The organism is Paenibacillus sp. EKM206P, from assembly GCF_011066155.1.
Lineage (GTDB): Bacteria > Bacillota > Bacilli > Paenibacillales > Paenibacillaceae > Paenibacillus > Paenibacillus polymyxa_D.
In genome coordinates this window covers 40,659-53,417 of the sequence record NZ_JAAMNQ010000008.1, presented here as the reverse complement: position 1 = coordinate 53,417, position 12,759 = coordinate 40,659, and the positions used below count along the sequence as shown (strand labels likewise).

Genomic DNA, 12,759 nt, shown 5'->3' with positions numbered 1-12,759 from the left:
ATTGAATACGGTTTCAATTTGTTCTATAATGACTATCGAAACGTTTCTATTGAGGGGTATGGTCCTTGTGCTTTGAACATAAGTGTTATAGCGGTATGCTTTAATCGCTAGGTATTTACATGCATCAGGATTTTACAAAATTCGATTCTTGTCGTTTCAAAGTGCAATATATGGACGAATTAAACCATTTCGTTCTATATAATGTTCATTGGAAGTTGCTTATTGAATTTTTGCAAAGTCCTCGTATTTGAATCCGTTATCATATTGCATGATCGGTAAACCGGTCATCTCGGGAGGAATTCGTATGATGAAAAGAACGTTAGGGATCATTTTGGCAAGTACCTTATTACTGGGGGGCGCGCTGGTGGGCTGCTCGTCCAAGGATGATTCGTCTGGCAAAGATGCGAGTGGCAAGACGACCATCACCTTATGGGGTATGGGAGCGGAAGGAAAGCTGCTGCCTGAAATTGTGAAAGGTTTTGAAAAGGAAAATCCGGATATTCATGTTGAGGTACAGGCGTTGCCTTGGGATAACGCTCACGATAAGCTGCTGACAGCAGTTGCTTCAAAATCCGGTCCGGACGTGGTTCAGTTAGGTACATCATGGGTTCCAGAACTTGCGTCTGCGGGTGCATTGACGGATATTACCCCTTATATCAGCAAGTATCCTGAGCTGGAATCGAAGAATTTCTTCGAGGGTGCTGTAGGTACGACAAAATTTGAAGGAAAACCGGTCGGTGTGCCTTGGTACACTGAAACGAGAGTTTTGTTCTACCGTTCTGACCTGCTGAAACAAGTCGGATATAATGAAGCACCTAAAACGTGGGAAGAGCTTTCCGATGCTGCCCAAAAGCTGGCGGCTCGGGGCAAAGGCAAATATGGTATCTCCTTTAGTGCAAAGGAGCAGTCTATGGGCTTTATGTTTGCTCTCCAGAACGGTTCCAAACTGGTTGACGAGCAGGGCAATCCGCTGTTCAACCAACCACCGTTTGTAGATGCTGTGAAGTATGTAAATACCTTTTTCCAAAATGGCTCTAACGCAGTGGATATTGGAATTGACTCCGTTCAAGGTTTGCAAGGCGAGGGGATCGTTCCAATGTTTATCAGCGGCCCTTTCATGATTAAAGAAATCAAGAGCAAGGCACCAGAACTGGAAGGTAAGTGGAATATAGCGGAGCTTCCTGGAAAAGTAAACAACCTGTCCGTTTTGGGTGGTGCCAACCTTTCAATTATGAAATTCAGCAAGCATCCAGAGGAGTCAGCCAAATTCCTGGCTTACATGAGCAAACCAGAAACGCAGCTGAAATGGATGGATCTGTCCAGTAACTTGCCTGCGACTACTAAATCGTGGGAAGATGCCAAACTGAAGAGTGATCCGATGCTTCGGACGATTCGCAAACAGCTAGATCATTCCGCAGCATTGCCGCAACTGGCTGCATGGGAAGAGGTTTCTCAACAATTTATCAAGAGCTTCGAGCGTATTTACCGCGGTCATGCCGATGTACAAAAGGAAATGGATGACTTTAATCAGCAGGCTGCAAGTATTATGAAAAAATAATGATCCATATCCGCCATTGTCAAAGGGAGTGAAGGCATGAAAGGAAGCTCGCAGAAGCTTGCGCCATACTTGTTTATCGGTCCCTCCATCATCCTGTTAACGCTGTTTTCGCTGTTGCCGATACTACTGGCGCTCGTGATCAGCTTCACGGATATGGATCTGTCCGGACTCGTTAATTATGATAGTATTCGCTTTATAGGTCTCGAAAATTATACAAACGTACTATTGGACCCTTCCTTTATAAAGTCCCTTGGTAATACCCTGTTCTTCGTCATCATAGGTGTTCCGTTGGTGCTGATATTTTCGCTTAGCATCGCGATTCTGATTAACATGGGTAAATCACGTGCTTTCAAAGTATTCCGCGTCGTGTTCTATCTACCGTCCGTAACGAATGTAGTTGCGGTCGCGGTCGTTTGGAGCTACTTGTATAATCCGACGCTTGGATTATTCAACTATGTACTTGGTTTGATGAATTTAGGTCCCGTCCCATGGTTGACCGATCCAACAGTTGCGAAAGTTTCGTTAATTGTGTTAGCAGTTTGGCGGGGCATCGGCTTAAACATGATTATCTTTATTGCGGCTATTAAAGGGATTCCGGGTTCTTATTATGAAGCGGCTCAGCTTGACGGTGCCAATACATGGCAGCAAATTCGTTATATTACGCTTCCGCAGCTTCGTTACGCTATTTTCTTCGTGTCCATCACAACGATGATCGGCTGGCTGCAATTTTTCGAGGAACCGTTTGTCATGACCAAAGGGAAACCGCTCGATGGCACACTGACGGCATCCCTGTTCATTTACAATAACGGCTTCCAATTTAGTAAATTCGGGTATGCCGCGGCGGGATCGTTCATTCTGTTCTTCGCAATCATTGCGGTGACGCTGATTCAGTTCCGTTTGCAAAATAAAGCGGAGTCCTGATAGAGAGAGGTGATGAACGTGAAAACAGCTGTTCAGCAAGCCCGCGCCAATACGCGCAGTGGTGAAAAAACATTTCAATGGTTCGTGGCGACTCTCCTGACCGTGGGAGGTCTGTTGATGGTGCTGCCTTTTGCGTGGATGATTTTATCCTCCTTTAAGACTGAGGGCGAGGTAACCCAAATTCCCCCGACCATCTGGCCGCAGCATTTTACACTGGATAATTTTAAATTACTATTCGATAGCATGGCTTTTGGAACCTATCTGACGAATACGCTGATCATTGTTTTAGCTTCTTTCTTCGGATTATTCCTGAATGCCATGGCGGGTTATGGCTTTGCCAAATTCCAATTTAAAGGCAAAGGGTTTCTGTTCTATCTGGTACTAGCAACGATGATGATTCCAGGTCAAGTGACGATGATTCCCGTCTATTTGATTCTGAACCAGATGGGATTGACCAATTCCATGCTGGGGATTGTCCTGCCTGGATTGGTAGGCGCGTTCGCGATCTTCCTGTTCCGGCAGTTCATGTCCGATATCCCGGAAGAACTGCTGGAGGCGACACGTCTGGATGGAGCAGGGGAATTCCGCACTTTTTTACAAATTGTGCTGCCCATTTCGACGCCAATTATCGCAGTACAGGCCATCCTGACCTTCATCGGCGGATGGAACAGCTTCTTGTGGCCACTCATTATTGCGAACGATGAGAAGCTGTACACCTTGTCCGTCGGACTGTCACTGCTCAAGGGACAGAACGAAAGCCAATTTGCCCTTCAAATGGCAGGCTCGACCTTCATGGTCGTTCCGATCATGATTATCTTCATTGTTTTCCAAAAGTATATTATTGAGAACTATACGATTTCGGGGATTAAGTAATAGTTTAATACGTAAATTGATAAACAAAAAAACGGAGGACTTCAAAGTTTAATCCAAAGAAGCCCTCCGTTTTTTTGTGTTTTTGTTTATAGAAAAATTAGAAATTCCGGCCCGCTCACATTCATTCTTAAAAGTTGCGGCCTCCAGAATCATTAGGGTATGCATTACATTAACAACGACCGGCTTTTTTCGGCAAAGAAAACTATACTTTTATTATATCTAATTGAAAATATTTCAAAATAGTAGGTTAACAAATTTTACACAATTACCTCAAAAAAAGTATGGATTGTAACGAAAAAAATGATTATATTGGAAAAGAAATAAAAAAAATATAAAAAATGAGGTGAATCAAATTGTTCGATCCTGTTAACCAAGCAGCTGAAGGCAGTGTTTCTCCTATGACGTGTGTTTTTTGTGATACACGTGATCGTTGTGTAGGTTGTGATGCTACCGATTGGTTTTGTAGCAAAGAAAGTGGTCATTGGTGTACTAATAATGATAGCGATTAATTAAAGTAAAACTTGCAACGATAGGGCTTTCAAACACAGATAGTCAATTAGGAGGTCTGGGAACTAATCTTCTTGGACTTCCTCCTATTTTGTAACTTTGAGAGGATGATTAATAGTGATTAGTGCTCCATTTGAAAAAAATCCCGTCAAAATCATAGAACAAAATGAAAAGTTATACTTATACAATATAGAAACAAATGGGCTTTTTCAGATTGATGATGTCGTAGTAGATATATGTAATAGCGAAGGTAAGGAAATTGAAGAAATATATGAATTACTTAAGCATCGTTCTAGTAGAGAAGAGGTAGATAGGTTATTAGCTAGTCTGAAGGAAGCATCGGTTATATATAACAAAGATTTGTCTATTCAAAAGGAATGTAAAAGTTGCAATGATGAGCAAGTAAGTCTATCATCTATAATCCTTATGCTGGTTCAAGAGTGTAATCTAAGATGTTCTTACTGTTATGGAGGAGACGGAGAATATAATGATCGAGGACGGATGGACACAGAGACCGCATTAAAAGCAGTTGATTATCTGTTTAATCATTCTGGCGAAGAAGAAGAACTGAATATTTGTTTTTTTGGAGGGGAGCCACTTCTGAACATTGAAGTTATTAAAGAAGTTGTAGCCTACACTAAGCTAAAACAAGAAAAATCAAATAAACGTGTTACATATAGTATGACAACAAACGGCACCTTGATTTCCAAAGAAATTGAAAACTTCTTATTAGATCATCATATTTCTATTCAGATAAGTCTAGATGGTGATCAAATGACGCACGATTTCAATCGATATTATCAGAACAGAAAAGGTACCTATGAAATCATTTTAAATAGAACAGAAAGTTTAAGAAAAAAAGGTGCCATAACAGCAAGAGCTACGATTTCACCAGTACAATTGGATATAACACATACACTTACACATTTAATGGAGATTGGTATCCGCCATGTTGCGATGTATCCTGCAGTCGAGATGCTTAGTGAGGAAGACTTTGAGAAGTATGCACAGGAATTCACCAAATTGGTTGTTCATTTTGAATCTTTGCTTCAGGCTAAAAAGTATGGGGAAGCACGTCAAATATCGAACATTCTAAAATACTTGAAGATGATTCATTCTTCTTCTAAGCGAGATTATTTTTGTGGGGCGGTCTCGCATATGCTTGCCGTTGATGTGCATGGTAATCTTTATCCTTGTCAACGATTTGTTAATGAAAAGGATTATTCTTTAGGGAATGTAAGGGAAGGGATGGATGTAAGAAAGAAGAGTGGCTTGCTTAGTGAGATGCGTTTAGAGAAGAGAACTGTATGTGGAGAATGTTGGGCTAAGAATCTATGTGGTGGAGGTTGTCCTCAAGAAAATATGGTGCTTAGTGGTTCGATTAATGAGCCAGTGGATAGATACTGTAACTTTACTCGTAGTGCAATAATGGATTGTATGAAATTGTATTTACGATTAACTAAAGAAGACAAGAAAAACCTGTTCTCTGCTAAGCGGCAGCAAGAGCAATTATTGGAGGATGTCTCATTTGACAATTGATATTCAAGCTTTAAGTAAGTCATATGGTTCTCACCAAGTACTTAACGAGCTTCATTTCCACATTGATAATGGTATATTCGGACTACTCGGAGACAATGGGGCGGGTAAGACCACTTTAATGAAAATTCTTGCCACTTTACTTAGATTCGACCGAGGGGAAGTTGAAATATTCGGATATTCTTTGAAAAAAGAACCGGATGCTATTCGTTCTTTACTGGGTTACTTGCCGCAGCATTTTGATTTTTTTCCAAATGTAACGATTTTGGAATCTATGAACTATTTTGCGGCTTTAAAAGGTATTCAAGGTAAGCGTCATATTCAAGAGGAGACATCACAGCGATTAATTGAGGTGGGGCTTATCGATCAAGTTCATAAAAAAATAAAACAGCTGTCTGGGGGAATGAAGCAGCGCTTAGGAATTGCCCAAGCTATGTTAGGACAGCCTAAGTTGTTAATTGTTGATGAGCCTACGGTTGGACTGGACCCCAAAGAACGAATTGCTTTTCGAAACTTGCTTCAGAATTATGGAGAAGGTCGGATTATATTGTTATCTACTCATATTGTTCCTGACGTTTCAAGCACATGTGACAAACTACTCGTTTTAAAAGAAGGCCGTTGTCTGTATCAAGGGGCAATAGACGATATGATTCGAACTGTCGAGGGTAAAGTATGGTTGGTTGATGTTGGTAAGCATCAATTAGAACAATTAAGCCAACAAGCTCGAATCACCTCCATTGTGCGGAAGGAAGGAAGAATTCAGGCTCGATTATTGTGTAACCATCCTCCAGATTGTTGTACGGAAGTCACACCTGAAACGGCTAATCTTGAGGATGCGTATCTGTACATTTCCGATCCAGAGGAGAGTTAGCAGAATGGGACAAGTAATCAGAGCCCTAGTTCAATTTGAAATTTTACTTTTGAAGAAAAGTATAGTGTTTTTTATAGCACTAACGTTTTCTTGTTTTTTAATTCCTTTATTTTTATATCTAGGAGCAGGGAATAAGAATAACGAGTTATGGATATTTTTGCATCATGGACAAATGTTCTTTACCATATTACTAATGCCGTTGATGTATTCTGTTCTTTATGATGGCGAGAAGCAAAAAATGATTTCTTCTGTTATTATGCCTAAATTGCATAAAGGAGCCCAATATTTTTATTGTAAGAGTTGTGTATTATGGGGAGTGGTTTGCTTATTTCAGTTTGTCGCTTTAGCTATGATTTGTGTAGTTCAATGGACGACTCATGGTAAGGCTCCATTCTTGACGCTGCTTCATCTAACAGTAGCGGGTGTAGCAACTATGGGATATTCTGTTCAAGTTACCGTCATATTGAACTTGCTCTTACGTAAACAACTGTATGTGAACATTGTAATGCTTGTCTACCTTTTAACCAGTATTACTATCAACTTGCCCTACATTTCAATCTGGTTTAATCCAGATTGGATTATCTCCAACTTCTTTACACGGTCGTTTGCTTTCGGGCGAATATCCCTATTTTTGCTTATGTGGGTATTGATGAAAGTCAGTAATCATCTATGGATGGCGAGGGTACAAGAATGAATGGAATTATAGTTCGTTTCTGGCTGCAGCTTTTGCTCCGAAGAGAACAAGCAGTAACCTTGCTCGTTTCCTTTAGTGTGGTTATTTTATTCAATTTAATAATGAATGAAGGTATTGCAATAACTTATAGTGTTAACTTGTTATTTGTAGCTTTTTTTTCTTTACAGATTGCGAGTATACATAATCGCAATCATACAGAGCCGTATATTTATATTTCTGTCTTTCCTAATTACCGTCTAATCACTTACCAGCTTTATGTTTCTTTAATTCTTTCGTTTCCTCTCTTGCTCATGATGGTAGGACTTTTATGGAAATCATTCGCTGATGTATCATTATGGAATTTGGTTATCATTGTGTTTTTTACTAGTTTTTTTTCGTCGATGTTGGGTCTCTTGTTGGGGCAGGTAGTAAAGTATCATGGGTTGGCCTTCACTTTTCTCATTGCTTTTTACCTTCCCATAGGTTTAGTTTCCTGGTCTTTTAATGAAAAATTTCGTTACATATCTCCTGTAGTAAATATATTCAACCCCTATTTGATCAACTGGCGAAATCTCTTTGGACTCTTAGGCTGTAGTTTATTATTTTACGGATTAGGCACATTGTTATCCAGTCGGCGCGGAGGTGGCAAAAAGTCTATAATCCCTTGGATTAGTACTGTGCTTGCCTGTAGCCTACTGATTGGCGTGTGGGGATATGAGAGGCTATTTAATGAGAATGTACAGACATCGTCATTTCAAAAAATAACTGTGGGACAAACACAAGTAGAGTATAAGGGGATTAGTTCGTATCAAGCAAAGCAATTTGCCGCCCTTTTTGAAACGCTGTATCAAGTGGCTAAGAAAAAAGAGACACACCCGGTTCGCTATACCTTGCAAATCACCAGAATGCACTCCATGTCATCGTTCGAGCCGAAAATAATAGTACACCATCATAATAAACTTCAAATTAATATTTATTCAAATAAGCTCTTAGAATTCAATCGTGGGATGGATTGGGCGAGTAAGTGGATTGATTACATTTTGCCGCAAACGCCCCACTTGTCCAATGAGCAAGTTAACGCTTTTAAACGACTAAAAAATGACATTATTATGGAGGTTAGAGAAAAAAATCCTGGAAATGTCTATACACTTCAGGAGAGTGAGAGCTAAATAGCGAGATTTCGTGAAGAACCGATAATAATAGATATAAAAGAAAGGGATGGAATGCATGGAACGTGAGGCAGACCATGTGAATATAAGAGCTATATTTCATTCATTCCAATATTGGCCGAAGTTAACTAAGTTATTATGGAGTACAGAACCTATCTACTTTATTATCATTATTTTTGGCTATCTACTAAAAGGAATACTCCCGATTGCTAATCTTCTTTCCATACAGTATTTGGTTTCTGAATTAGAGACTAGCACGGTATGGCATAAGCTTCAAATAAGCGCAGTTTTCCCTGTAATTATCGTGATGTTTTCTAGTTTGCTTATTTCAAGTTTAATTGAATACTCTGATAAATTGTTCCAAATTTCACTGATAAATAAATTACAAACCTTAATAGTATCACAAACATCGACATTTAATCTTGCGGATTTTGAAAGTCCGCAAGTACATAATCAACTCAAAAGAGTACAAAACGACTCAATAGATAGACCTATTCAGATCTATAAAGAACTCATTAATTTGTTAAGTTCCATGGTTACGTTATGCTCTAGTATCGCCATTTTAATAGCATTCAGATGGTGGGTCTTACTCATTCTTGTTGTTTCCCCACTAGCATCTTTTTATTCTTTATTAAGGTTCACACAAATTCAATATGTGGCCAAGAAAAAACGGGCTCCTTTACAACGTAAATCCAGGTATATTAATTACTTATTGACTAATGAGAAGTCTTTTAAAGAAATCGTATTGTATCAACTTAGTGACTACTTTACAGCAAAATATAAGGGCATTTTTGATATTTTCTACAAAGAGGATAAGTATTTAGCCAAAAAACGTATTGCGTTATATTTGTCTTTTCAAGTAATAAGTACAATATTTATAGCCATTGCTTTGATTATGATTATACAAATGGCATGGAAAGAAGAATTTCTCGTTGGCAGTATTTATGCATTAGTTCAAGCAGTATTATTAGCTAATCAAAATATTAACACAGTATCTCAAGGATTGATTTCATTATGTGATCATAATCTGTATTTAGATGAATTATTCGCTTTTTTTAACATAAAACATAAACAAGACAGTTCTAGTATGTTGCTAAGAGAATCAGGTATACAAGCTGATTCAACGATAGAAAGCATAGAATTTAAAAATGTTTCATTTGCCTACCCAGATCAAAAAGAATGGGCTCTCAAAGATATAAGTTTTAAAATGAGGCGTGGTGAATCTCTTGCTCTAGTGGGCAGGAATGGATCAGGGAAAACAACTGTGATAAAACTTTTAACGGGATTATATGATGACTTTAAAGGAGATATTTTAATCAATTCAATCTCGATTCGAAATTATAATAAAGAAATGCTTTACAAGAAAGTAGGCGTTATATTTCAGGATTTTATTCAATTCGACTTTTCAGTAAGAGAAAATATAGGTTTTGGCAGCATAGAACATCTTGAATTTGATACTAGGATATGGGAATCGGCACAATATACAGGAGTAGATAAGGTAATACGACATTTTCCTAATCAATTAGAACAACAGCTAGGAAGAAACTTTGAAGGGGGTATACAGCTTTCAGGAGGGCAGTGGCAAAAGATAGCTATATCCAGAGCGCTCTTCAAAGATGCTGACGTTTACGTATTAGATGAGCCTAGTTCATTTCTTGATCCAGAGTCAGAAAAACAAGTATTTCGCCAATTTCAAAATTTTGTTATTGATAGGCTTTGCCTCTACATTTCTCATCGTTATACCTCTGTTCTATATGCAGGCAAAATTTTAGTTTTGGATAAGGGTCAGATTATAGAAGAAGGAACTCACCAAGAACTAATTGAAAGTCGAGGGCTTTACTATGATTTATTTTTTGATGAAATTAATACATTCCAGAAAGCGTTAGTTACTAATGATACACGCTAACTGTGTATAGGGATTCTGGCATATATTTGGGCTGGGAACAGTATTATTTTTTACCTAGAGAAGTAGACTATGTAGTATATACAAGTCATAGTCACATACGAACAGCGGAGCGTCTTTTAGGAAGAGGGGCTCCGCTTTTTTGCCTTCATGGATAATTTATATATGAGTTAGACAATATTGATGAGACAATGTACGAAGTTTTCTTTTCAGTCTATAGATTCGAGTCGTTGTAGCCGTAACCGAAATATTATATTTGACAGCAAGGAAGGGCACAGCCAGTTGTCGACAAAAGTAGTCTTCATAGAGCGTATATTCATTGTTGGAAAGCTGCATTAGTATATTAACGATAACCGTATCCACATCTCCCAATCTACGATTTTCCCACTCCTCCTCTACCGAATTTGAATAAATACAGATCTTCTCACATTCAAGCGTAGTTTCATGCTTTTTTTGTGTATAGTAGCACCTAAATGATTTATATATAAGATTTTTAGCCGTGAGGTACAGCCAACCTTTTACATTGGGGTGTTGTTTGAGCTTGACCAGTTGCTGTCTTGCCGCTACAAAAGTATCTTGTGTACATTCTTCTGCCATAAATGTAAAGCAAGACTGATTCTTGACTAAATGCATACAGAAACGGTATACCTCGCTCAGATAAAGTTCACAAATTTTTCTGTAAAAGCATCTGGAACTACCTCTGCACTGATCCTCTTTGCAACAGTCGATAACCATCGTGGTCGGCATTTGTTCAAGCCCCCTTTGGACGGATAAAAAAATAAGTGATTTTTGTATGTGCCAATCATATACATTAATTCCAATTTTCAAGAATGACATAAATCATATTTAATCTCGTAAATATGGAATTACTAGAACAGTTAAAAGATGTTTTAAGGTGATTTTGATTCTGATACGGAATTAGTTAATAGGGGGAGAAGGTGCATCTGATGAAAGGGGGAAAAGGATGAAAGAATCCATAGTATATAAACGTCTGGCGGCAACATTTAGGCCTTATCTGAAGACGGTCACTATCATTTTGATATGTCTCATCCTATCAGCGGGCTTGAATATATTATTGCCTTTAACAAGCAAGGTTATTGTGGATCAAGGTCTTCTAAAAGGGAATATGCAGGCTGTAATCCTGTACACTTCTGCTGCGTTTTTAATCGTTTGCTTGGACAAGCTGCTGAATGTGTGTAAAGAAACCTTTCGGGCAGGTTTAAGCGCACAGGTTACCTTTTCTTTATTTGAAAAAGCGTATTTACATCTGACAAGAGTACGAATGAGCTATTTTAACCGAACTAATGAAGCGGAGTTGCTGAACCAAATTGGCACGGATGTAGGCAATGTATCAAGGATCACAGATAGTGGAGTATTTTTTGTTATTATGCAGGCGTTCAGCATGATTGGTGGTTTATGTGGTTTGCTGCTCATTAACTGGAAAATGACTGTAATCGTGCTGCTCTTTTTACCCATCAAATATGTTGTGGTGAAGTATTTTGTGAAGCGTAGAAAAAAACTGGTAGGGGATTTAATTGAAGGCAGTAGTGATTTTGCCCAGTGGTTTGGGGAATCTGTCGGGGGCATGAAGGAGCAGCGAATGTTTGGTCTTATTCCACATAAGCATCAGCAGTTCTCAACCAAGCAGCGTCGAATTGTAGATTCAGAACGGAAATTATCACTTCTAGACGCCTGGAATATCGCCTCGGAATCTATTTTAATTCAGCTTCTAATGATGCTTGTGTACGTTGTGGGTGCTAATCTTATCTTTCGTTTACAGCTCACTGTAGGGGGTATTTTTGCCTTTGTTTCTTACAGTGCTTATGTTACCACTCCTGTTTTCGCTATTTTAAACATTGGCTACATGCTGGCTGAAGTCGTTCCCTCCGCCATTCGATATTATCAGTTTTTGGATTGGGCTGAGGAGGAGACAGCTAATTCAGTCCCTCCAGTGTCTGTTCTCACTGAGCCGCCATTTGAGGATCACATTGCATTTCATCATGTTTCTTTTTCCTATACCAAGGATGAACCCGTACTGCCCCACGCGAGCTTTAGGATTGCCCGAGGGGAAAAGGTAGCTATCATTGGGGCAAATGGGGCAGGGAAGTCTACGCTGCTGGATCTGATTATGAGATTCAGCCAGCCTGATCAGGGGATAATCACCTATGACGGCATTGATATCCAAAGCTATGAAATAGATGAGTATCGAAGTCAAATAGCTTTAGTCAGTCAGCAGGTATATTTATTTGATACTACTATTTTTGGCAATATCCGCTTAGATACAGAAGTTAATAATGATGCAATAGAGGCAATGATCGCGGAGGTTGGTCTGGAAGAATTGGTTCAGAGCTCGGCAGATGACTTCCCCATAGGCTCGAATGGCTCCAGGTTGTCGGGTGGGCAAAGACAGAAAATCGCCATGGCCCGGGCATTGATCAGGGAAGCACCATTGTTTATTTTTGATGAGGTGACTTCCAATCTGGATGCAGCAGCCAGGCTAAATGTCCAGCAATTGTTGAAGACCCGGCTGCGTGACAAGACCGTAATCATCGTTACGCATCGCAGCGAGATATTAGCGCATGTCGATAGAGTTATTTTGTTGGAGAACGGCGAACCGGCCCAAATAGGATCACACTCCCATTTTATGACCTGTCATGCGGAATACAGAGAATGGGTATTAGAGAAAGAAGAGGTCCCAATAAAATGATGAAAAAAAACAAACGCTTTCATCGTGTGATTTAACACCAT

General features: G+C 39.2%; 10 protein-coding genes. 9 read left to right on the top strand and 1 reads right to left on the bottom strand.

Annotation, left to right across the window (positions count from 1 at the left end; all coding sequences use genetic code 11):
* Nucleotides 1-304 precede the first annotated feature (304 nt).
* From G9G53_RS16955 to G9G53_RS16920, 8 genes are all read left to right on the top strand, one after another.
* Nucleotides 305-1,558: a sugar ABC transporter substrate-binding protein gene (locus G9G53_RS16955; RefSeq protein ID WP_029516846.1), complete on the top strand. Its 1,254-nt coding sequence runs from the start codon at nt 305-307 to the stop codon at nt 1,556-1,558.
* A gap of 36 nt (nt 1,559-1,594) precedes the next feature.
* Complete coding sequence (locus tag G9G53_RS16950) at nt 1,595-2,479, top strand: carbohydrate ABC transporter permease (protein ID WP_013308374.1); 885 nt, start codon at nt 1,595-1,597, stop codon at nt 2,477-2,479.
* A 12-nt stretch (nt 2,480-2,491) separates the two neighbouring features.
* Complete coding sequence (locus tag G9G53_RS16945) at nt 2,492-3,352, top strand: carbohydrate ABC transporter permease (protein WP_370682672.1); 861 nt, start codon at nt 2,492-2,494, stop codon at nt 3,350-3,352.
* A gap of 624 nt (nt 3,353-3,976) precedes the next feature.
* Nucleotides 3,977-5,398, top strand: coding sequence for a PapB family radical SAM/SPASM ranthipeptide maturase (gene papB, locus G9G53_RS16940; RefSeq protein ID WP_165149200.1), 1,422 nt, complete (start codon nt 3,977-3,979; stop codon nt 5,396-5,398).
* Nucleotides 5,388-6,266 carry an ABC transporter ATP-binding protein gene (locus G9G53_RS16935; RefSeq protein WP_165149198.1) on the top strand — a complete coding sequence of 293 codons (879 nt, stop codon included), beginning with the start codon at nt 5,388-5,390 and terminating at the stop codon, nt 6,264-6,266. Before papB ends, G9G53_RS16935 begins: the two co-directional genes overlap by 11 nt.
* A 4-nt stretch (nt 6,267-6,270) precedes the next feature.
* Nucleotides 6,271-6,960, top strand: coding sequence for a hypothetical protein (locus tag G9G53_RS16930; RefSeq protein WP_029516841.1), 690 nt, complete (start codon nt 6,271-6,273; stop codon nt 6,958-6,960).
* Nucleotides 6,957-8,108, top strand: coding sequence for a hypothetical protein (locus G9G53_RS16925; protein ID WP_165149196.1), 1,152 nt, complete (start codon nt 6,957-6,959; stop codon nt 8,106-8,108). The genes G9G53_RS16930 and G9G53_RS16925 overlap by 4 nt, the downstream gene beginning before the upstream one ends.
* Before the next feature lie 58 nt (nt 8,109-8,166).
* The gene (locus G9G53_RS16920) at nt 8,167-10,014 is read left to right on the top strand and encodes an ABC transporter ATP-binding protein (RefSeq protein WP_238437949.1); all 1,848 of its coding nucleotides are present in this window, start codon (nt 8,167-8,169) and stop codon (nt 10,012-10,014) included.
* 156 nt (nt 10,015-10,170) lie between these two features.
* Here the strand turns inward: G9G53_RS16920 and G9G53_RS16915 are convergent, their stop codons facing one another.
* The gene (locus G9G53_RS16915; RefSeq protein ID WP_165149194.1) at nt 10,171-10,758 is read right to left on the bottom strand and encodes an RNA polymerase sigma factor; all 588 of its coding nucleotides are present in this window, start codon (nt 10,756-10,758) and stop codon (nt 10,171-10,173) included.
* Between the two features lie 217 nt (nt 10,759-10,975).
* On the opposite strand from G9G53_RS16915, the gene G9G53_RS16910 reads away from it, so the two are divergent.
* Nucleotides 10,976-12,718 carry an ABC transporter ATP-binding protein gene (locus G9G53_RS16910; RefSeq protein ID WP_165149192.1) on the top strand — a complete coding sequence of 581 codons (1,743 nt, stop codon included), beginning with the start codon at nt 10,976-10,978 and terminating at the stop codon, nt 12,716-12,718.
* The last annotated feature ends 41 nt before the right edge of the window (nt 12,719-12,759 follow it).